The sequence below is a fragment of the Fulvivirga lutea genome, from assembly GCF_017068455.1.
Lineage (GTDB): Bacteria > Bacteroidota > Bacteroidia > Cytophagales > Cyclobacteriaceae > Fulvivirga > Fulvivirga lutea.
Map to the genome: position 1 here is coordinate 3914255 of NZ_CP070608.1, position 22426 is coordinate 3936680.

Here is a 22426-nt window from a genome sequence, read left to right on the forward strand (position 1 = left end):
CATGGATAGTTCAACCGTTTTTAGTCTCGTCAACATTTGGGTTCTTCCTTTTTGGATCCTACTTATAGTTACCCCTAAATGGAAGCACAGAAGCATTGCCATTCAACTAGCAGCTTCAATGCTGGCGTTCATTTATGCTTTCTATTTAATAACTGGCCCTTCCATTGACTATTCAGCTTTTGGAAGCCTTACAGGTGTGAAAGAACTTTTCACTTTAGACGATGCTATCTTAATAGGTTGGATACATTATTTAGCTTTTGACCTTTTGGTTGGTAATTGGATTGTTAATCAAGCCGAGGATTTAGGAATTAAACATTGGTTTATCATACCGTGCCTCCTCTTTTGTTTTATGTTGGGTCCTGTTGGTTTTCTATTATTTCAACTACTAAAGTTCGCAAAAGTTGGAAGGGTTAATTAATTATTTACCTGGTAGAGTAAACAGTCTGCTAAGTCAGTTTGGCTTACTATTTATTATTCTGGCGGTAGTTTGCTTCGTTTTAATGATAGTTGATTCGCGAATGCTCATGGGCGTGAATATTTGGTTGAAGCCACTGAAGTTTGCCATCTCAATTAGCATTTTTCTAATAACGTCAGCCTATATCATTGAACTACTGCCCATTTCTATTAGCAGAAAGAATTTAGTGGTGTGGTTGCTAATAGTAACCATGCTTATTGAAATAATATGCATCATAATTCAGGCGGCTCGAGGTCAGTTGTCTCATTTTAATATAACTGATCCACTGGGAAGTATTCTTTTTCCACTCATGGGTATTGCAATTACCATCACTTATGTTGTTTATGCCTACTTACTTATTGAGTTCATAAAACAACCAATTGCAATTCCGCAAGCGCTACTCTGGGCTATTTGGTTGGGGTTAATCATTTTCCTTTTTGTAGGAATCTCCGGATTTATGATGGCCAGTAATCTTAAGCACAGTATCGGTATTGCCGATGGAGGAATGGGACTGCCATTTACAAATTGGAGTACTGTAGGAGGCGACTTACGAGTTTCGCACTTTATCAGCCTGCATGCCATTCAAATTTTACCTCTGCTAGCAATTCTAATAGCAAGAATCGATGTGACAAACGGTAAATCCATTGTAATTACAACTGGATTTTTATACCTGATTTTTGCCATACTCACTTTAATTCAGGCTTTATATGGCAAACCCTTTATAAAATTAAATAACTGATTATCAGTAGATTAATATTTAATATTGAACATTTTACTCTAGTCTGTAATTTTTACTATACGTTTTATACATACTCGTTAAGTTGATCATTTCAATCAGTGAACGAAGAACTATTCTTATCAAAAGTTAAAGAGCACGAAGGCATCATTAACAAGATCCTTTATCTGTATGTGGACACACAGGAGGATAAAAAGGATATGTATCAGGAGATTGTGCTTCAGGCCTGGAAATCGATGAGCCGTTTTAGAGGTGATTCTAAGTTTTCTACCTGGCTGTATCGTGTAGGCCTGAATACAGTAATGACCTTCAATCGGAAAGAATCGAGATTACAAAAGCAACCACTGGAAGATACTTTTGATATTGAACAACCATCTTCTGAAATGTCGGACAGATCGTTGAAATTAATGCAAGCTGTTAGGCTACTCAACGATATCGACAAATCAATTATAACACTTCATCTGGAAGATTATAATAATGATGAAATCGCTGAGATGATAGGTATCACTAAGAATAATGTGGCCGTGCGAATACACCGCGTTAAAGAAGAGTTAAAACGAAAATTACAAGCTAATGGATGAGTTAAAAAAGGCTTGGGACGAACTTAAAGAAAATGAATCTAAAGATATCCAGTTTGATGTAAATCAGCTTAGAGATAGCATACGCTCTAAAAGTATAGGCGTTATTGAAACATTAAACAAAAAACTAAAGTGGAAAACCTGGTTTGTTTGGGGTGGTATGCTACTTTTTATCCTGATAATCTATCTTGAAACCAATCCGGTAACTGATATACTATTATACATAATCATAGCTGTTTACCTTGTAAGTGGCCTAATACTAATGAAGGAACGAAAGGTTATTAAAGATGAACTGGATCTTAGTAAAAACCTTAAGTCAACACTTGAAAATTATTATTTTAAAGTTAAAAGAATACTCAGATACGAAGAACTCATAGGCCTTACGCTATATCCTATCTCAGCCAGTGCAGGTTTTATTATTGGCCTTAATTTCGAACATGATAATTCTGATTTTTTTGACACTTGGAAAGGCTGGGCCGTTTGGGCAACGGTTATTGTTATTCTTACCCCTTTGTGCCATTGGTTTGCAAAATGGATGAATAAGTATGCTTTTGGAAAATATTTGAATCAGTTGGCAGAAGATATAAATGAACTAAATAAGAAGGGAGAATGATAAAAGTTCAGAACAATATCAATCAAACTCTTTTCCAAATAATTGACAAGAAAATAAAGAATAGTCAGGGTCAGGTCTTGGCCCATTTAGATGGTAATAATATCATCAATAGTATGGGTCAGATAATTATGACAATCGATGGAAATAAAGGTTTATCTATCAATAATGACACACCACTTGTGAGCCACTCAGATGGGCAGATTATTAATACTAATGGACAAATTATAGGCAAACTTATAGGACAAGGTAGTACGGAAGAGTATACTCTTGGTGCCTGTGCATTTATATTATATGCCTAGCAAATAATTTATTTCTCCCCTTTGTAATTTTCATCCGCTTATCAGCACTTACCAATTGAACGTTCAATTTAAAGTTAATTATCACTATTAAATCGAATTTAAAATGGCACTCACATTAGATAAAAAACGAATCAAAAACCTTTTAACAAAGACAGTAATATTTATTCTTTCATTTTTTATTGGAATGTTTCTGGCACGTGTTACTCGCGCCCAAGATGCTAAAACTCTTCTTTGGAAAATAGAAGGAAAAGAACTCAAAGAACCATCATACCTCTACGGCACAATTCATATGATTTGTAAAGATGATTTCTTCTTTACCAAAACAATGCAGTCGAAGCTGAATGAAACGGAGCAAACCATTCTAGAATTGGATATGGATGACCCGCAATTTATGGCGAAGATGCAGCAAGGTTCATTGAATAACGGAATGAAAAACATAGCATCTGAGTTTTCTGAAGAAGATAAAGAAGTAGTTGACACTTTCTTAAAAGCCAACTATGGAGCCGGGCTTGCTCAACTTGGAATTGTTAAGCCCTTCGGCCTTTTGTCTATGGTTATTCAGAAGTCAGTTACTTGTGAGGCGCAGGAAAGTTATGAACAGAATTTTGTAAAGAACGCTCAGGAAAGAGAAGTTGAGTTACTAGGCCTTGAAACGGTTGAATTTCAGACTTCACTCTTTGACAATGTTCCAATCAAAGATCAAATAAAACTCCTAGTAACGAGTATCAAAGAATTTGAAGAGGGACAAGAAGATTTTAAAAAGATGGTGGCTGCCTACAAAGCACAAGACTTAATCAAATTGAAAAAACTGATGGACGAGTCACCTGAATATACCCAATTTGAAGACCTGCTCATAAATAATAGAAATACAGACTGGATAGCTAAAATTGAAAAGCATGCAAAAGAAAAACCTACCTTCTTTGCTGTAGGCGCTATGCATCTGGCAGGTGAGCAAGGAGTAATTAACCTATTAAAGAAAGAAGGTTATCAACTAACTCCGGTCGCAAATAGTATTGATTAGACAGTTGAAAAAAGAGGGTTTTGATGATACATCAAAACCCTCTTTTCACTTATTTCCGCCAATCACTCATACCGCAACGTACTCGTTGGATTTAACCTGGCCGCTCTAATACCATGGTAGGTAACTGTTAAAAGAGCTACTGTCAACCCAATCAAAAAGGAAACAACATAAATTGGCCAGCCCATTTCAATTTTAAACTGAAAATCTCCCAGCCACCAGTTATTCATCAGGTAACTAGCCAATGGAGCTGCAATAATGAACGCAATCAAAGCCATAAGCACAAATTGCTTGTTCACCAAAATGAATATGGATGAAACAGGCGCTCCAAATACCTTCCTTATTCCAATTTCTTTCATTCTGTTCACCACATTTATTCCTGCCAAACCAAATAATCCCAATCCAGAAATTAACAGTGCGAAGATGGTGGCAAGTCCCATAATGTTCATCCAACGTTCAAAAGAGGCATATTGAGACTGTATATCTTCATCCAAAAATGTATACTCAAAAGGCTTATCGGGTATCGACTCATTAAATGCTTCTTCTACCTTATCTAGCGCACCGGGAAGGCTCCCTGCTTTTAATTTGATGAGTAGTGTTGTATAGTAACCTATTTCATACTTATCCATAGACAAAAACATCGGCTCAATTTCAGATTCCAATGATCTGAAATGATAGTCTTTTACCACGCCTATTACTTTGTAACCAAGACTAGCAGTATCTTCTCTCCAATTTAGGTATTCGTCTAATGGGGTGTCCCAACCCATGTCTTTTACAAGTGCCTCATTTACAATTAGAGCAGTGGTGTCAGAAGGTATTGATGCACTGAAATTCCTCCCTTCAAGTAGTTCTATTCCCATGGCATTAATATAACTAGGGTCAACCGCCCATACATAGGCCTTTTTATTCTCGCCATTTATTTCATACCCATACCTTGACCAGCCTCTGTTAAAAGATGAAGTTGTTCCTGCCACACTTACAATATCAGGTTCATTTTGCAGATTATTTCGCACTCTTTCCACTGCCAGATTGGCCTCCTCAGTCCAGCCTAACTGAATGGGCACCACTAGTACCTGATCTTTTTTAAAACCAAGGTCTTTTGTTGTGATGTACTTCATCTGCTGGTACATCACAAAAGCAGAAATTATCAACGTGGTAGATAGTGTAAATTGAAGTAACACCAATGGTCTTGCTATTCCTGCCCTTACCTTAGTTGAAGCGCCACCTTTTAACACTCTGGTTGGACTGAATGATGATAGAAAGAAGGCTGGATAAGCACCTGCCAATAGGCCAATAGCTAAAGAAATTAGTACAGCGAAACCGGCTATTTCTAATAAGTTGAGAAAGTTTAATTCAATTGCTTTACCTGTAAAGTCATTAAAAGTCGGCAGAAACAAATACATAAGAAGCACTCCTAAAATTAGCGATACAAATACGAGTACAACAGACTCTACCGCAAACTGACTTATTAACTGGTTTTTACTCGCCCCTATCGATTTACGAACTCCGACTTCGGTACTTCTAAGTGTAGAAGTGGTTAATGCTAATGATATATAATTGATTGCCGCAATAATGGTGATAAGCAAAGCCAATGCACCAAGTATGTAAGAGTATTGAGGATCGCTAACCTTATGCCAGTACATATTATTGTTTAAATGAATGTTATCTAATCTGGTTGTGTGATACTCGAACTGGGTAACATCATCAGGGATTGAATAACGCTCTTTACTTCTGGCTAGTCGCTCAGACATATACTTATCTCGAATGCCTTGTAAATTATCAAAGAACTGAGCATAATCTGCCCCCTTTCTCAGCTGCACAAAGGTAGGTGTGTTAAAGCTTGACCAATTGGCCAATGAACGTTCATAATTAAACCTATGCGTTTGATTAACCAGAATATCAAAATATAAACTTGAATTCGCAGGTGGGTTTTGCATTACTCCAACAACTTCAAATTCCTTTTCTCCATCAATATCAATGAGCAAAGTAGCACCTAAAGGATCAACATCATTAAAATACTTTTTGGCCATAGCTTCAGTAATAATGGCGTGATGTTTCTCCTTCAAAAACTCGTTTTGGTTCCCTGAAACGATAGGAAAAGAGAACATTTTAAAAAAGTCCGGATCGGTAAATGTGATAGGCTCGGTAAAAATCTTTTTACCGCTTTTTACAACATACTCTTCACCAGTGTCAAATCTTGCAGCAAATTCCACTTCTGCCAATTCTTCCTTAACGGTGGGAGCAAATGGAGTTTGTAGCCAGGGTGATTGTATATATGGATTTTCAGGATCAGGATCCCAGGCTCTGTATGCGTACTCTTCTACACGGTAGATTCTTTCAGCATTGGCATGAAACTTATCAAAACTGTGTTCATCCTGAATATACAGATATATGAGCAATGCAAAGGCTAAACCAATGCTCAAACCGAAAGCATTAATGAATGTAAATAGTTTTCTACGCGCCATGTGGCGACCCGCAATTTTAATGTAGTTAGTAATCATGATTGTGTTGTTTATTTTGAGTTTGAACTTGTTGCGTAATAATATTTCCGGACGTATAAATTTGACCGCATTCCAGAAATAATTTTGTTTGGCCCTTTTATAGCCTAATTCTTCAATGTCGTAATAGAATTGTTCCTCCAGATCACCTGCAATACCTTCCCATAGGTATTCAGGGCATATTTTTGCCAAAAGTGATTGAATAAATTTCGGAGGCTGATGCATCAGATACTGAATTTAAGTTCAGGTACGAGTTTCCATAGCTTCATTCGTTGTTCTTGTAGCGATTGTAATACTTTTACCCCAGCTGATGTCAATTCAAAGTAGCGTTTTCTTCGCCCCCCTCTTTCATTGGTAGCTCCACCCATGAATGATTTCAAAAGTCCCTTGTCCTCTAAGCGATAAAGAGTTACGTGAACAGCACTGAGGTTAACCTTTCTTTCCAGTTGGGCTTTTACTTCCTCTACAATGGCATTACCGTAAGCCTCCTCTTTCAAAATACCGACCATGGTAAGCATTAACTCTTCAAATTCGCCTAAATAAATAGTTGACATATTGATTTATATATAAATTGTAAAACAAATATATTTATTTCTATACGAATTGTAAAAGAAATGGTTGAAGTTGGCTTAAACTATCTTGATTGTTGCGGCAAAAAGAAGGTTTCACCCATTAAGGGGGAACAATAAATACAAACAGCATCCTATCTTACAGAAAAATTAACGTATGAAGCTAGCGCTCATTAATCTTCTTATAATTTGCTGTTTTCTCACAGCCTGCGCAGAAGATGATACAACTTCTCCAAATAACACCCAAAGTGGTTCTTCTAATCCGATTGATGACTCAAGTAACCCATCAAAAGGTGAGCTCAAATTATTATTTATCGGCAACAGCCTTACCTACACTAACAACCTTCCTCAATTAGTGGAAAAATTAGGTGAAGATGATGATTACAATTTGGTAACTTCTATGATCGCAGAACCCAACTACGCTTTAGAAGATCACATTAATGATGGTGAAATACAAGGATTGATTGAAACACAAGAGTTTGACTTTGTCATTATTCAACAAGGTCCTTCGTCTCAAGCCTATGGAAGAGAGTCATTGATTAGTTTTGGCGGCCAGATTAAAGAAATGTGTGACAATGGTGGCGCTCAGCTTATCTACTTTATGGTTTGGCCAGCAATTACGTACTATTATACATTTGATGGAGTGATAGCCAATTATACAAATGCTGCTACAATTAATAATGCACTGCTGGCTCCGGTAGGCAAGGTTTGGAAAAAACACTTTGATCTTACCAATGACTTTAGTTATTACGGACCTGACTCTTTTCACCCCTCAGTAAAAGGAAGTGAAAAAGCAGCTGAAATTATTTGGAAAACAATAATGGAAAATAACTAACAGCTACTTACTTGCGTTGAAGAGCTTCTGCTTTTCTTCTTTGGTTAGGCTTTCGTAGCCCTTTTCAGAAATTTTGTCAAGTATAGCATCAATTTCATCCTGACTGGTGCTGGACTTAGACTTGCTCATTGATGCCCTAGAAGAAGAGCTTGACGAACTGGATTTCGATGAATCTGACCGTCTATGTGTTACTTTAATTTTAGGTGAGCTCACAAAAAAGCTTTTAAAGAAATTCATAGTTGAGATAATCCAAAGACCCCAATCACTACCTTTTTGCAAACTATTAATATGCAAATAACCAATTAGCGCACCACCTAAATGGGCTATGTTACCGCCTGCATTGCCACCAGTTGATCCTAAGAAGGACAATACAATGTAAAACCCGGCAATATATTTAATCTTAACAGGACCAATAAAAATCAAATGAAAAGTATAATTAGGAAGCAAAGTAGCCGCTGCTACTACCACAGCATAAACGGCAGCTGATGCCCCGACCATGCCGGAAAATCCTGACCGCTCAATGTAAAAAGGTACTAAATTATATACCATCAAATAAGCGATACTTCCTGCTAAAGCACCTAAAACATAAAGTATTATTACTCGATCACTACCCAGATATTCAATGATTAACCTGGCAAACCAGTAGAATACAAGCATATTAAACAGGATATGAAAAATATCACTTAGGCTATGCGCAAAAGCATAGGTAATAAGTGTCCACGGTCGAGTGATAAATTCCGAAAATACAGGTGGAATGCTAAACTGCTCATAGACAAATACAAATACACCTTCAAAACCAAATAGCGATGAAAACACATTTAGCACAGCAAGAAATAGAAACACCACCACATTGATGATGATCAGCTGCGTGTGTGAGCTGTTCGGCCGGTTGAAGGCATTTTTAAAATCGTCTTTTATACTTCCGTACATGTTCTATCAATAAAAACGGTTGCGGTCATTCTTCCAAAACTGAATCATTATAAATGCAAAAACCATTCCGCCTAAATGGGCAAAATGTGCCGTTACATCACCCGTTTCTCTATTCAACCCTGAATATAATGCTATTGCACCCAAAATCAACACTAAATATTTGGCTTTAATGGGTATTGGTGGAAACAGCAACATTAACTCTGTGTTTGGAAATAACAAACCAAAGGCCATTAATATTCCATAAATAGCCCCAGATGCTCCAAGCATTGAACCAACGTTCATGTTAAAGTCGTAAATTTCTTTCGCTATAGAGATACTCTCCCTTTCTAAATACTCACTATTCGGATTTTGCGCATATTTTTCTATCAAATCGTAAATCTTAGGCGTGCTATAGTCCCAATTTTCAACTACGAATGCGTTGAAAGCCTCAGGATCCGGATTAGCTACGTAATTTTCCACCTCACTTTTCAAATTTGATAGTTGCACATACTCAATGCCATTGTACAAGATGCCTGCGCCTATTCCTGTGACCAAATAAAATATTAAAAACCTTTTGGGTCCCCAGAATTGCTCTAACAATGGCCCAAGAAAAATTAGCCCGAGCATATTAAAAAGTATATGCATAAAGCCTCCGTGAGCAAACATGTAGGTGAAGAACTGGTAGGGAGCAAAATTCACAGATCCGAACTTCCACAACGAGACCATCTCCGTAAAATGAAGTCCTGTAAATAGGTTTTGGATCAGGAAAAAAACAACATTTATGATCAGTAGATTTTTAACTACTGGTGTAAGTCTCATCATCTGCTATACAAATAAGTTTTCAATCGCTTTTAAATCTAAAATATGATAGGTCTTCCGACCATTAGGAGCATAATTAGGATTACTACAGCCAAAAAGTTGATCGATCAATCGCTCCATTTCTACTTCTGTTAACCTCGTGCCTGACTTTAAGCTGGTTCGCTTAGCCAACGATCTAGCCAAATTCTCGTTTTTCGGCATCGATAACTCAACATTCTTTTTAAACTGATCTAACAAGCCTTCAAAGATTTCCTTTTCATTGCCCGATGTCAAATCTACGGGCAATCCTTTAATTAAAATATCACTTTTACCAAAAGGCTCAATATCAAAACCCAGTGCTGCTATCTCCTCCTCCATCTCCATTACGAGACTAAAGTCAGAAGGGTTTAAAGAAATGGCCTGTGGGAATAGCGACTGCTGTGAGGCAGCGGAACCGCTCGACAGCGTTTCAATATATTTCTCATACAAAATACGCTCGTGAGCACTCTGTTGGTTAATCACCATCATTCCAGATTTTACCTGGCTCACAATGTATTTATTATGAAGCTGAAAAATGGTAGACTCTATATGTTGCGCTGATTCCTGGGGTTCCTCCTCATTCATCTGGCTACCGAAGGTCATCGTCATTTCTTCGCTATCAGATTCATCAATCTGACTCATCGAAATTTTGCCACTATTCTCATCGAATAACCTGTCCCAGTTTTCCAGATTCGATTGCTCGCGGGGTGTAGCTGTTCTAAATTGAGAGTAATTTTTATCCTTAATACTCTCACGTTGAATTGCCATTTTCTCCCCCAAGTTAATATCGGCACTAAAGTCTAATGCTGGTGTAATGTTGTGCGTTGCCAAAGCCTGTTTAACAGCAGCCCGTACCACTGCATAAGCCGTACGTTCATCGTCAAACTTAATTTCTGTTTTGGTTGGATGCACGTTAATATCTATGTGCTTAGGGTCGATAGAAATAAAAAGTACATAAAAAGGAAAGCTGTTTTCTGATATTAACCCCTGAAAGGCGTTGGTTACAGCATGGTTCAGATAACTACTTTTAATAAAGCGGTTATTCACGAAGAAAAACTGCTCGCCTCTGGTCTTCTTAGCAAAATCCGGCTTACCCACATACCCTTTAATTTTTATGTGATCGATACTCTCTTCGCAAGCTACAAGCTGCTGCTGATAATTTTTACCGAAGAGATGTACAATGCGCTGGCTCAATTTGCCGGCTGGCAAATTGTAAGTCTCCATATCATTTTGATGGAGACTAAACCCGATTTCCGGGTTTGCCAGCGCCACACGCTGAAATTCCTCCACGATATGTTTCATCTCCACCCCGTTAGATTTTAGAAAATTTCTACGGGCGGGCACATTGTAAAATAAGTTCTTAACAGAAATAGAAGTGCCCTTCTCACATGCAATAGGCTCTTGCTTTTTTACTTCAGAAGCTTCTACTATAATTACCGAGCCCAACTCCTGCCCTTCCTGCTTTGTTTTAATTTCCAACTGAGCAACGGCAGCCATTGATGCTAGTGCCTCGCCTCTAAAACCCATCGTTCTGATTGAAAACAGATCTTCGCTCGTTCTCAATTTAGAGGTCGCATGGCGCTCCAGGCTCATCCGGGCATCAGTTTCTGTCATGCCTTTTCCATCATCAATCACCTGAATAAGTACTTTGCCAGCATCCTTCACTATCAATTTCACAAAAGTAGCTTCGGCATCCACCGAATTTTCAAGCAGTTCTTTTACGGCAGAGGCCGGCCTTTGAACCACCTCGCCAGCGGCAATTTGGTTAGCTAAAGAATCCGGAAGTAGCTTAATGATATCTGGCATGCTTAAATAATTCGCCTCATTTTTAAGTATAACAGAAGCGAAGCGGCAGCAGCAAATATGTATAATGCAATATTACCAAGGTAGATATAGCCAAATACTGCGAAGGCAAGCAACATCATTATCACTAATTGAGTGAACGTTGCCGAACCAGATCCCCCGGATCTGCCTTTTTTAAACGCTCCGGCAATGCGTGAAGACCGGTAATCAACATCCCCTTCACCTTTGGCTTGCAGTTCGCGCTTAATTCTTTCGGTACGCTCATCTACTTCCTCCTTCACAGGATCATAATACCGTGGCTCAATGTTAAATCTTTGATATCTTGGTGTTCTAAATAGAGAAGGAATCTTCATCCTTGCTGTTTATTCGTTTAACTTCGTAGTATTACAAAACTACTCATAATTAGCTGCAATCTGTAAAAATAACGACCGCATGATTAGAAAAGTTTATCTGACTTTTTTACTACTCTTAACTACACTATTAATTCATGCTCAAACTGAAAAGTCACAATGGGTGGATAGTGTTTATGCTTCGTTAACATTAGATCAGCGATTGGGTCAATTGATGATTTTTCCTGTGAACGGAAACGGAAATGGGGAACATAAAAATGCCATACTAAATACCATCGACCGATATACTTTGGGAGGGTTTGTTATTACTTCGGGTAACCCCAAGAATGTGGCCCAACTAAATAATGAGCTTCGAACCCATTCCCGTTTGCCGCTCTTATCTTTTGCTCATACTTCCAATGGTTTGGGTGATCTGCTCGATGATGCACAACCATTGGCCAATACATTAACGCTGGCATCAGTTCAAAATAAAGAATTGATAAAAAACAACGCTTACGCGCTTGTTAATCAACTTAAAAATCTTGGAATTAATGTAGCCCTGAATTCATATGATACCCCGTTCAATTCACAAAATACTTCACAAGTATCCAACAAATTTATCGGTAACCTTTTAAAAGTTGACTCAGCCTATTTTGATGCATTCCAATCAAAAAATGTCAGGCTTGGCAAAGCCGGATTTCCATCGATTAGCGGAAAATTGTCGAAAAAAGAATTGGAAGAATATCTCAATGTTTATAAACAGGCATTCGCCAATAGATTGGAATTCATATCTCTGAATCATCTAACATCATCTATTGATCAAAAATCCTCGGCAGCGGTTTCAAAAAGCACCTACGATTACCTTAGAAAGAACTTGGATTTCAAAGGATTTATATTGTCTGAAGACCTCGAAAATATTCCTAAATACAAACCAGGTAAAACAGAAGCTCAAGCTTTGTTACTGGGTAGCGATCTGCTGGTTTCTGCCAATATCAACAGCTCCATCAAGCAGATGAAAAAACTGATAAGAAAAGGTGATATTCCATTGAGCACTGTAGAGAAAAAGGTTAAAAAGCTTCTTTCCTATAAATATGACCTTTCAAATAATCACTTAGGCGTAATCTCTAAGACTAATGTAGTTTCTCGAATAAATAACCCTTGCGCTTCATCCGCTTATGAAGCTGCGTTACTAGAGTCAATAACCTACCTTACCGGCAAGGATCACCTTCCAATAAAAGTATTGGAAGATAAAAATTTTGCCTCGCTCAGTATTGGTTCTAATCCCTACTTCCAAAAATACCTAAGCAGCTACTCAATCTTTAGTCATTACAACCACACGTATGCAACCGAAAAGTTAAAAGAAACGCTTGCACTTTTTGACCATATTGTTATTGGTTTATTTGATGAATCTATCGACACAAAGTGGATTGAATTGATCAATTCATTAGACCCTGCAAAAATAATTTTATGCAGCCCTATAAGACCTGAATTAACAGCCTTCAATTCAGAAATATCAAAACTGATCTATTATACTTCTGACGATAAAATGGGCAAATTACTTCCACAAAGTATATTCGGAGCATCCAGCTCAAATGGAAGGTTGCCCATCACACTCGGTGATAAGCTAACGTTAGGGTCAGGTGAAAATATAACTTCTCTTGACAGACTAGCTTTTAAAATTCCTGAACAAACAAATGTTGATGGAATTACTTTATCGAAAATTGATGAAATAGCTAAAGAAGCAATAAAAAGCAAGGCCACACCTGGTTGTCAGGTTCTTGTAGCACGCAAAGGATCGGTAATTTATAATAAGTCTTTCGGTTATCATACCTACGATAGTTTAATGCGTGTTGATGATCAGAGCATTTACGATTTGGCCTCCATTACTAAAGTTGCAGCCACTACTCAGGCCATCATGTTCCTTGAAGAACGTCAAGTGATTGATCTCGACAAGAAGGTATCTGTTTATTTGGAAGATTTAAAGGGTACAAATAAGGAAAACATGACCATTAGAGATATTCTAACACATCAGGCCGGGCTTTGGCCTTTTCTACCATTCTGGAAGGAAACACTCACTGATGACACTTATGCCAGTATTTACTATAGCAACCACCCTGATGACAACTACCCATACCAGCTATCGGAAGGTGTTTACATATCGAATATTACTAAAGACAGTGTATGGCAATGGGTCAAAGCATCTAAACTCCGTAGCAAAGCAGCCACAGCCACATACGACTATAAATATAGTGACATGGGCTATTATATTATGCAGAGACTTATAGAGAAATCGGTCAATCAGCCCATGGAGGAGTTTCTACAGCAAAACTTCTACGACCCAATGGGCCTGAGTACACTTAGCTATCTGCCACTTTGTAAGTTCCCTCAAAACCTGATTGTGCCAACTGAAAACGACAACTATTTTAGAAAAACTCTTGTTAATGGAATGGTGCATGATCAAGGTGCTGCTTTAGTTGGTGGTGTGGCTGGTCATGCAGGGTTGTTTAGTAATGCGTTGGATTTGGCCAAACTGGCTCAAATGAACTTGCAAGGTGGGTATTATGGCGGTCATGAGTATTTTATGAAAGGAACGTTAGACCGTTTTACATCTGTGCAGTATGAAAGCAATCGTAGGGGCATTGGCTGGGATAAGCCTGTGGTAGCAGAGTGGAACAGCCCCACTTCAGTGTATGCATCCAAAAAAAGTTTTGGACATACTGGTTTTACTGGAACTGCAGTATGGGTTGATCCTGAGTTTGACTTAGTCTATGTATTTCTGTCGAACCGAATTTATCCTGATGCGGATAATGTAAAACTTATTAAAAATAATATCCGTACAAGGATTCAGGATTTGATTTATCAGGCCATTTGGAAATATGAAGAATCTCCAGGTGCCAGATGTAACTAAAAAATATATGAAATCGACATTAAAAATTCAGGCTCGAAGTTTACGAGCACCTAGAATGAATTCTTAATTGAAGATTCCATGTGACCATCGAAAATTAATATAGACACATGAAAATAGGTATTGTTTGTTATCCAACATTTGGCGGTAGTGGTGTTGTAGCTACTGAGCTTGGCAAAGCGTTGGCAAAAGAAGGCCATCAGATACACTTTATTACCTATTCACAACCAACGAGGCTTGATTTCTTTAACCAGAATTTATTTTACCACGAGGTAACAATACGCAATTATCCTTTATTTGATTATGCGCCCTATGAGTTGGCCTTAGCCAGTAAAATGGTGGATGTGGTTAAATATGAAAAGCTGGATTTACTGCATGTTCATTACGCCATTCCACATGCTTCTGCCGCTTACATGGCCAAGCAAATACTTAAAACACATGGCATTAATATTCCTGTAATCACCACCTTGCATGGTACTGACATCACACTCGTAGGTAAAGATGCCTCTTACGAGCCGGTAGTAACATTTAGCATTAATGCTTCAGATGGCGTTACTGCTGTTTCTGAAGATTTAAGAAAAGACACTTACGAGCATTTTGATATAACAAAAGACATTGAGGTGATTCCTAACTTCATTGACTTAGAGCGCTTTAAAAAGCAGAAAAAAGAACATTTCAAAAAAGCCATTTGCCCTAATGATGAGAAGCTTTTAGTGCACACCTCTAACTTTAGAAAAGTAAAGCGAGTTGACGATGTAGTGAAAGTATTTCACAACATTAGGAAGATTATTCCGGCCAAACTTCTATTGGTTGGCGATGGCCCTGAAAGAACACATATCGAAGCACTTTGTAGAGAATTGGGCGATTGCGATGACATCCGTTTTCTTGGTAAGTTGGAGCAAGTAGAAGAAGTACTTTCAGTTGCCGACTTATTTATTATGCCTTCGGAGAAAGAGAGCTTTGGACTTGCTGCTCTTGAGGCTATGGCCTGTGAAGTGCCCGTTATATCTACCAAAGCCGGTGGAATACCTGAACTTAACATCCAAGGTAAGACCGGATTTTTAAGTAAAGTAGGTGATGTGGAAGATATGACTAAGAACGCACTCTATATCTTAGATCCAGCCAACCTGCCTGAATTCAAGAAAAATGCATTAAACCGTGCAAAAGAATTTGATATCTCACGGATACTGCCACTGTATGAAAACCTATATGAAAAAGTGGTAGCTAATACCAAAAAAATGCAGTTAAACGAACTGTTATAAACTATATCGCATTACACTATTAAATTATCTAACCTTATTATATTTTTGTTCTAAGAACGGTCAGTAAAAATGAGTATTAAGGATATAAAACCTAACAACAAAGGCACGAAACAACTTTCTGACAATCCATGGATTGAACGATTGACAAGAACACATATATCTATTCCCATCACATTATTTCTGGGGTATTCAGGTGCTTTATTGTATTACAGTGCTACTAACACTTCACTTTCTTTGGGAATAACGGTTGCTTTATTTTTTACAGGATTATTAGTATTCTCGTTGGTAGAGTATTTGATGCATCGCTATCTGTTCCATATGGAAGTGTATACAAAAACCAGAGAAAAGATGCAGTACATCATGCATGGCGTACATCATGAGTTTCCTAAGGATAAGGATAGATTAGCTATGCCACCTTTGGCAAGTTTGACCATTGCTACCGTGCTGTTATTCTTGTTCAGACTTATTATGGATGATTATGTATTCGGCTTTTTACCTGGCTTTTTAACGGGTTATGCCGGTTACTTATTCGTGCACTATATCGTGCATGCATTCCAACCTCCAAAGAACTTTTTCAAAGCACTTTGGGTACATCACGGAATACATCACTATAAAGACAATGAAAAGGCCTTTGGTGTTAGTTCACCATTGTGGGATTACGTGTTTCGCACTATGCCCTAAGACTGCTGGCTGTTCTGCAGTTTCTTTTTCATCTTATAGTGCATCGCACGATACCTTCTTAGCCGATAATCTAAGAGATCTTCGAGAATTTTAATTAAGTTCATGTCTTTGAGCTTTTTAAACATTCTTAAATCCTTTCATCCTGGCTTTGCTGAATTTCCTTTTTGGGTTCCTCTTTTTTAGCATATGTAGGGCAAGAGTAAAAACCGCAGGCTGAGAAGATAAAACCCATTAATAAAATAGCAACTATAGACTTTCTCATCGTTTGAAATTGTAGTGGTTAAAGAAACGGTGGTCTTACTTTATTAACTTCAATTTAAAATTTAAGTTGCTCTTTATTTGTGTTTGTTAGAGCCAAAACATACATCAGTGATTGAAAATAGCAATTATTAAAAATTGCAGATTTGAACAGAAAATGGGCTAATTTGGTTAAGTAATTCGTACCAGTTATCTACGTAATTTCTACTATGCTTGGACACCGATTCACCGATTTCATCCCAGATCCCAAAGAAAACAAAAGTGATTTTGATAAACTTTTAGATATTTTCTTACAACTGCTAGTTATAACATCGGGCGATGTATCTGAAGCTTTGAGCTGGCTGAGCAATGTAGACAAGCAATATAACCTCACTAGCGATGCCTATGGCATTGGAGATTTTATAGAAGATTTAAAGGATAAAGGTTACATCACAGATGAAAATCCTGAAGGAAAATTTGAGGTAACGGCCAAAAGTGAACAGAAGATGCGCAGCAGCGCGTTGGAAGAAATTTTTGGCAAACTAAAGAAGTCCAAACGGGGCGATCATAAAACAAATTATGGTGGCCTGGGTGATGAGCAAAGCACAGATAAGAGGGACTACCAATTTGGTGACACACTCGAACAAATCTCCATGACAGATTCATTAAGAAATGCCCAAATTAATCATGGTTTAGATAGCTTTATGATGACCGAGGGCGATCTGGAAATCATGGAGAACGAGTATAAAACCCAAACCTCCACGGTACTAATGATCGACATCTCCCACTCGATGATCTTATATGGTGAAGACAGAATTACACCAGCTAAAAAGGTAGCCATGGCATTGGCCGAGTTAATCACCAAAAAATACCCAAAAGACACACTAGATATTATCGTTTTTGGTAATGATGCCTGGCAAATAGAAATCAAAGACCTTCCTTACTTACAGGTTGGCCCATATCATACCAATACTGTTGCTGGTCTTGAGTTGGCACTCGATCTACTCAGAAAAAGAAAGAACGCCAACAAACAGATATTTATGATCACTGATGGCAAACCCACTTGTCTGAAAGAGGGAATAAAATATTACAAAAACAGCTTTGGTTTAGATAGCAAAATTTTAAATAGAACGTTAAATCTGGCCAAGCAATGCCGCAAACTGCGAATACCGGTAACTACATTTATGATAGCATCTGACCCCTATTTAAAAGAATTTGTAAAGGAATTTACCAAAGTAAATGACGGCAACGCCTATTATAGTAGTTTGCAGGGGCTCGGTCATTTGATATTCGAAGATTACAGAAGAAACAGACGCAAAAAGTTCTAAGCTTAACTTTATGAATCATACAAAAATTAAAACTTTAGGAGAGTTAAAGAAGGCAGGTTATGTGCCAAAATCAGTAAAACAAGAACTGAGGGATAACCTAATTCAAAATCTTAAAAAGAAAGTAAATGTCTTTGAAGGCATTTGGGGTTATGAAGAATCAGTGATTCCTGATTTGGAAAGAGCTATTCTTTCTAAGCACGACATTAATTTTTTAGGCTTAAGAGGCCAGGCCAAAACCCGCATGGCCCGTATGATGGTAAAGTTGCTGGATGAATACATTCCTGTCATAGAAGGCAGTGAAATGAATGACGATCCGCTGCAACCGATATCCAGATTTGGTAAAGACATGGTTGCCGAAAAGGGGGATGACACACCCGTTTCATGGCTATCGCGAGATGAACGATATACCGAGAAGCTGGCTACCCCTGATGTTTCCATTGCTGACCTTATAGGTGATGTAGACCCTATCAAAGCTGCCACCATGAAACTCCCCTACTCTGATGAGCGAGTCATACATTTCGGTTTGATTCCAAGATCTCATAGAGGCATATTTGTGATTAACGAACTACCGGATTTGCAAGCCAGAATTCAGGTAGCCTTATTCAATATCTTACAAGAAGGCGATATTCAAATAAGAGGTTTTAAAGTACGTATGCCTTTAGAAATACAATTCGTTTTTACTGCTAACCCAGAAGATTATACCAACAGAGGTAGCATTGTTACCCCATTAAAAGATAGAATCGATAGCCAGATAATTACTCACTATCCTAAATCTATAGCAATTGGCAGGAAGATTACTGAGCAAGAGGCAGATATAAAGCCTGAGCAGCAGGAGTTGGTAACCGTTAATGATGTGGCCAAAGACCTCATAGAACAAATAGCTTTTGAGGCCAGACATAGCGAATATGTAGATGCCAAAAGTGGTGTATCTGCCCGATTGACTATCTCGGCATTAGAAAACCTAATGAGTGCAGCGGAACGTAGGGCGCTTATCAATAATGAAAAGACTTACATCCGGGTTTCTGACTTTTATGGCGTAATACCTTCGATTACCGGTAAGGTGGAATTAGTGTATGAAGGTGAACAGGAAGGCCCCGGAATTGTAGCGCACAATTTAGTAGGCAAAGCTATCCGTACAAAATTTACTGAGTTCTTCCCTGATCCTGATAAGATCAGAAAACAAAAGGCCAATAATCCTTATAAAAAAATTACCGACTGGTTTGGAAATGAAAACACGGTGGACATTCTGAATGACTTCAAAGGTAAGGAGTATGAAAAAGCATTGAACAGCATACCGGGTTTAAAGGAGCTTGTCTCTGATTTACATGGCCATGCCGACAAAGAACTAAAGATCTTTTTGATGGAATTTGCTTTGCATGGGCTTTCAGAATACAGTATGCTAAGTAAGCATCAACTTACGAGTGGCTTACAGTTTAAAGACCTGCTAAGCAGTATGTTTACTATGCCAGGCCCGGAGGGTGATGAAGACGAAGAAAACTTCCAGTAATATTGAGGCATGACTTACAGAGACCTGAGAAAGTTAGTAGCTCAGGGTGAATCAGAGTTTTTGGAATTTAAACGTAAAGTAGCTCACCCTGAAAAAATTGTGAGGGAGCTGGTGGCTTTTGCCAATACCAATGGCGGTCAGTTGCTCATTGGTGTGAGTGATAATGGCGATATTCCGGGAGTAAAATTTCCTGAGGACGAAATTTATGCCCTCAATAAATCTATTGAAGAATTATGTAAGCCAGCTTTCGAGTACAATATTGAAGAAATAGAGCTCAGTGAAAAAGCTACAGCTATTGTGTATCACATTCCACAAAGCAAAAGACGACCACATGCCGTAAAGGAAGATATTCAAAGTAAATGGGGTCAGGTATATGTACGTCATGAAGACAAGAGCGTAAAGGCTAGCAGAGAAATGCGTGAAATCATTAAGCGCAAAAGAAAAAACAAAGACATCCGTTTTAACTACGGAGAAAAAGAACAAAAATTAATGGCCTACTTGGAAGAACAAAAATCCATTACGCTAGAAGAATTTAAAGAATTGGCTGGCCTAAATAACTACATGGCATCCAGAACTTTAGTGCTTTTGGTATTGGCCAATGTACTTGCAATTCGGCCCACCGAAAAAGGCGATATCTATACCCTAAAAAATATTTCTTAAAATAATTCACAACTTCTTTTGCCTTATTGAGCAGTTGTCTATTTTTAGCTATACTTCAACCACTACTAAAAACCTACCGGCATGGCAAAAGCGGAGAATAAAGACAAAAAGGTTTTCGTTCTAGACACATCAGTTATCATTTTCGAACACAACTCTATCATGAACTTCGCAGAGCATGATATTGGCATTCCGATAACTGTATTAGAGGAACTAGACAACTTTAAAAAAGGAAACGATACGAAGAACTTTGAAGCACGGGAGTTCATTCGGTTATTAAATAAACTTGCCGATGGCAAGATGCTGCACGACTGGAATCCGTTAAACGGTAAAACTAGAGGCAACTTTAAAGTGCTTATGGATCAGAACAGCAAAGTAGATGCTACCAAAGTTTTTGACGAAGAAAAGGCAGACCATCGAATTTTAAATACAGCCCTTCAACTGCAGGAGGAGATGAAAGGACGCAAGGTTATTCTTGTTTCTAAGGATATCAACCTTCGCTTGAAGGCAAAGTCATTGGGGCTGCCTGCCGAAGATTATAATACCGGAAAAGTTAAGAATGTAAGTTCGCTCTACTCGGGCAAATCGGTGCAGGATAAAACTGATCCTGAAAAAATTAACGAGCTCTACGAAAAAGGAAGTTGTGAACCCCAAGATGTGTTGGGCAAGAAAAAGCCATCTCGCAATGGCTATTACATTCTGAAGAGCGGAAAGAAATCTGCCCTGGCCTATTATAACCCAGCTACTGAACTGATAGAGCATGTAGAAAAGCGCTCTGTTTATGGCATTAAGCCAAGGAATGCAGAACAAGCTTTTGCCATTCATGCTATTATGAACCCCAACATAAAATTAGTGAGTATGCAAGGTGTGGCCGGTACGGGTAAAACATTAATTGCCCTTGCTGCGGCTATGGAACAAAAGCGTGAGTTTAAGCAGATCTATTTAGCCAGACCAATCGTGCCATTGAGTAATAAAGACATCGGCTATTTACCCGGTGATATCAAATCGAAATTGAACCCTTACATGGAGCCGCTTTGGGACAACCTGAAGTTTATCCAAAACCAGTATCACGAATCTGACAAAGAGTATTCTAAGATTACCGAGATGGTGAATCAGGAAAAACTGGTAATTACACCTTTGGCCTATATCAGAGGAAGAAGCTTGTCAAACATCTGTTTTATTGTTGATGAGGCTCAAAACCTGACGCCACATGAGGTGAAAACAATTATCACTCGTGCAGGTGAGAATACTAAGATTATCTTTACGGGAGATATTTATCAAATAGATACCCCATATCTGGATTCTCAAAGTAACGGCCTCTCTTATTTAATTGACAGAGTAAAAGACCATGAGCTTTATGCGCACGTAACCCTTGAAAAAGGAGAACGTTCTGAGCTGGCGAATTTGGCGAATGAGTTGTTGTAATTAATACAATATTTTACTGACCTACAGTATTTACAAAAAGAAGAAAGAATCTTTATCTGGTTAGTGCCTACAAAAAGGGAATGAGCAAACATTCCCTTTTTGTGTATAATACCGATGCACTCATCATAAAGATGATCAAGAACATATTATTTACTGACACAGTAGATAGAAGCAAAAAGTAAGGCACGGTAGATTACAGTGAAATTAATGTTGGAAATAAATTGAAATAAGATGAACGTACAAATTAACACCGACCATAATATTAAGGGTACCGAGAAGCTCCAGGCATTTGTTTCTGATAAAATTAATACTACCCTTAAGCACTTTACTGATAGAATAACACGCATAGAAGTACACCTTTCTGATGAAAATGCTACTAAAGGTGGGCCAGATGATATTCAATGTAAAATTGAAGCTCGTTTAAAGGGCCTGCAACCAATGGTTGTTACCAGTAAAAATAGTTCTAAAGAAAAGGCCCTGAGCATGGCAGTTGATAAAATGAAAGGCGCGTTAGATTCTGCCATTGGCAAGTTAAAGGCTCATTAAAAAGTGGTTTGATTATTTATGTAAATAACAAGCACAGGGTATTTGAAAATACCTACAATGAAACAAGGCTCTAAAGCCCTGTAAATAATCAATAAAATTATCATAATCTCATTCAAGCTCATTTCAGTTAATTCATTTGTGTAAGTGAACTGGCAATATCCAACCTCGTACTATTAAAATCGCTCAATTAAATATTAGATGGTATATTTAACTACTCTCTACCAATACCAAAAAGTATGAAATTAAGAAACAGAGAAATTTTTCTTATCCTATTAGGGCTTATTACTCTTGGTGTAATAATTTATCAAGCTTCAAAAACTGAGGAAGCCCAGAATTTCAAGGAGGGATTTAAAGAAGGTTATGAAGAAAATTCGAACTAGTAAAGCACCATGCTAATCAT

23 protein-coding genes are annotated in these 22426 nt (G+C 38.0%); 16 read left to right on the plus strand and 7 right to left on the minus strand.

From position 1 onward, the window contains the following. The first annotated feature begins 1 nt into the window (after position 1). From JR347_RS17415 to JR347_RS17440, 6 genes are all read left to right on the plus strand, one after another. Positions 2–418 carry an ABA4-like family protein gene (locus tag JR347_RS17415; protein ID WP_205721850.1) on the plus strand — a complete coding sequence of 139 codons (417 nt, stop codon included), beginning with the start codon at positions 2–4 and terminating at the stop codon, positions 416–418. Next, positions 402–1193 carry a hypothetical protein gene (locus JR347_RS17420; RefSeq protein ID WP_205721851.1) on the plus strand — a complete coding sequence of 264 codons (792 nt, stop codon included), beginning with the start codon at positions 402–404 and terminating at the stop codon, positions 1191–1193. The genes JR347_RS17415 and JR347_RS17420 overlap by 17 nt, the downstream gene beginning before the upstream one ends. 98 nt (positions 1194–1291) lie before the next feature. Next, on the plus strand, positions 1292–1771 hold the full coding sequence (locus JR347_RS17425; RefSeq protein WP_205721852.1) for an RNA polymerase sigma factor: 480 nt from the start codon (positions 1292–1294) through the stop codon (positions 1769–1771). Continuing rightward, positions 1764–2381 (plus strand): hypothetical protein, encoded by a 618-nt coding sequence (locus JR347_RS17430; protein WP_205721853.1) that lies wholly within the window; start codon positions 1764–1766, stop codon positions 2379–2381. Before JR347_RS17425 ends, JR347_RS17430 begins: the two co-directional genes overlap by 8 nt. After that, positions 2378–2680, plus strand: coding sequence for a hypothetical protein (locus JR347_RS17435; protein WP_205721854.1), 303 nt, complete (start codon positions 2378–2380; stop codon positions 2678–2680). The genes JR347_RS17430 and JR347_RS17435 overlap by 4 nt, the downstream gene beginning before the upstream one ends. Before the next feature lie 103 nt (positions 2681–2783). Continuing rightward, positions 2784–3701, plus strand: a complete 918-nt coding sequence (locus JR347_RS17440; RefSeq protein WP_205721855.1) for a TraB/GumN family protein — start codon at positions 2784–2786, stop codon at positions 3699–3701. Positions 3702–3763: 62 nt separating this feature from the next. Here the strand turns inward: JR347_RS17440 and JR347_RS17445 are convergent, their stop codons facing one another. Both JR347_RS17445 and JR347_RS17450 read right to left on the minus strand, forming a co-directional pair. Continuing rightward, positions 3764–6421 carry an ABC transporter permease gene (locus tag JR347_RS17445; RefSeq protein ID WP_205721856.1) on the minus strand — a complete coding sequence of 886 codons (2658 nt, stop codon included), beginning with the start codon at positions 6419–6421 and terminating at the stop codon, positions 3764–3766. After that, a complete protein-coding gene (locus JR347_RS17450; RefSeq protein WP_205721857.1) occupies positions 6421–6750 on the minus strand; it encodes a PadR family transcriptional regulator in 330 nt (109 codons plus the stop codon). Before JR347_RS17450 ends, JR347_RS17445 begins: the two co-directional genes overlap by 1 nt. A gap of 172 nt (positions 6751–6922) precedes the next feature. On the opposite strand from JR347_RS17450, the gene JR347_RS17455 reads away from it, so the two are divergent. Further along, on the plus strand, positions 6923–7600 hold the full coding sequence (locus JR347_RS17455; protein WP_205721858.1) for an SGNH/GDSL hydrolase family protein: 678 nt from the start codon (positions 6923–6925) through the stop codon (positions 7598–7600). 3 nt (positions 7601–7603) lie between these two features. Here the strand turns inward: JR347_RS17455 and JR347_RS17460 are convergent, their stop codons facing one another. Genes JR347_RS17460 through JR347_RS17475 form a run of 4 tightly spaced genes read right to left on the minus strand, consistent with a single transcriptional unit; the run spans position 7604 to position 11502 of the window. After that, the gene (locus JR347_RS17460; protein ID WP_205721859.1) at positions 7604–8530 is read right to left on the minus strand and encodes a rhomboid family intramembrane serine protease; all 927 of its coding nucleotides are present in this window, start codon (positions 8528–8530) and stop codon (positions 7604–7606) included. Positions 8531–8536: 6 nt separating this feature from the next. Then, a complete protein-coding gene (locus tag JR347_RS17465; RefSeq protein ID WP_205721860.1) occupies positions 8537–9331 on the minus strand; it encodes a rhomboid family intramembrane serine protease in 795 nt (264 codons plus the stop codon). Between the two features lie 3 nt (positions 9332–9334). Then, positions 9335–11152 carry a DNA mismatch repair endonuclease MutL gene (gene mutL / locus JR347_RS17470; RefSeq protein WP_205721861.1) on the minus strand — a complete coding sequence of 606 codons (1818 nt, stop codon included), beginning with the start codon at positions 11150–11152 and terminating at the stop codon, positions 9335–9337. Positions 11153–11154: 2 nt separating this feature from the next. Beyond that, on the minus strand, positions 11155–11502 hold the full coding sequence (locus JR347_RS17475) for a hypothetical protein (protein ID WP_205721862.1): 348 nt from the start codon (positions 11500–11502) through the stop codon (positions 11155–11157). Positions 11503–11581: 79 nt separating this feature from the next. Here JR347_RS17475 and JR347_RS17480 point away from each other — a divergent pair, with 79 nt between their 5' ends. The 3 genes from JR347_RS17480 to JR347_RS17490 all read left to right on the plus strand — a co-directional run bounded on the left by JR347_RS17480 (position 11582) and on the right by JR347_RS17490 (position 16326). After that, positions 11582–14386, plus strand: a complete 2805-nt coding sequence (locus JR347_RS17480) for a serine hydrolase (protein ID WP_205721863.1) — start codon at positions 11582–11584, stop codon at positions 14384–14386. Positions 14387–14493: 107 nt separating this feature from the next. Then, the gene (gene bshA, locus JR347_RS17485; RefSeq protein WP_205721864.1) at positions 14494–15645 is read left to right on the plus strand and encodes an N-acetyl-alpha-D-glucosaminyl L-malate synthase BshA; all 1152 of its coding nucleotides are present in this window, start codon (positions 14494–14496) and stop codon (positions 15643–15645) included. A gap of 69 nt (positions 15646–15714) precedes the next feature. Continuing rightward, a complete protein-coding gene (locus tag JR347_RS17490; protein ID WP_205721865.1) occupies positions 15715–16326 on the plus strand; it encodes a sterol desaturase family protein in 612 nt (203 codons plus the stop codon). Positions 16327–16453: 127 nt separating this feature from the next. Here the strand turns inward: JR347_RS17490 and JR347_RS18430 are convergent, their stop codons facing one another. Beyond that, positions 16454–16588, minus strand: a complete 135-nt coding sequence (locus tag JR347_RS18430; protein ID WP_262897028.1) for a hypothetical protein — start codon at positions 16586–16588, stop codon at positions 16454–16456. A 205-nt stretch (positions 16589–16793) separates the two neighbouring features. Between JR347_RS18430 and JR347_RS17495 the strand changes: the two genes are divergently transcribed. The 6 genes from JR347_RS17495 to JR347_RS17520 all read left to right on the plus strand — a co-directional run bounded on the left by JR347_RS17495 (position 16794) and on the right by JR347_RS17520 (position 22406). Further along, complete coding sequence (locus JR347_RS17495) at positions 16794–17891, plus strand: vWA domain-containing protein (RefSeq protein WP_205721866.1); 1098 nt, start codon at positions 16794–16796, stop codon at positions 17889–17891. A 10-nt stretch (positions 17892–17901) separates the two neighbouring features. Then, on the plus strand, positions 17902–19398 hold the full coding sequence (locus JR347_RS17500; RefSeq protein WP_205721867.1) for a P-loop NTPase family protein: 1497 nt from the start codon (positions 17902–17904) through the stop codon (positions 19396–19398). A 9-nt stretch (positions 19399–19407) separates the two neighbouring features. Further along, positions 19408–20058, plus strand: coding sequence for an AlbA family DNA-binding domain-containing protein (locus JR347_RS17505; RefSeq protein WP_205721868.1), 651 nt, complete (start codon positions 19408–19410; stop codon positions 20056–20058). 81 nt (positions 20059–20139) lie between these two features. Beyond that, a complete protein-coding gene (locus tag JR347_RS17510) occupies positions 20140–21480 on the plus strand; it encodes a PhoH family protein (protein WP_205721869.1) in 1341 nt (446 codons plus the stop codon). 231 nt (positions 21481–21711) lie between these two features. Next, complete coding sequence (locus JR347_RS17515; RefSeq protein ID WP_205721870.1) at positions 21712–22026, plus strand: HPF/RaiA family ribosome-associated protein; 315 nt, start codon at positions 21712–21714, stop codon at positions 22024–22026. A 236-nt stretch (positions 22027–22262) separates the two neighbouring features. After that, positions 22263–22406, plus strand: coding sequence for a hypothetical protein (locus JR347_RS17520; RefSeq protein ID WP_205721871.1), 144 nt, complete (start codon positions 22263–22265; stop codon positions 22404–22406). Positions 22407–22426 lie beyond the last annotated feature (20 nt).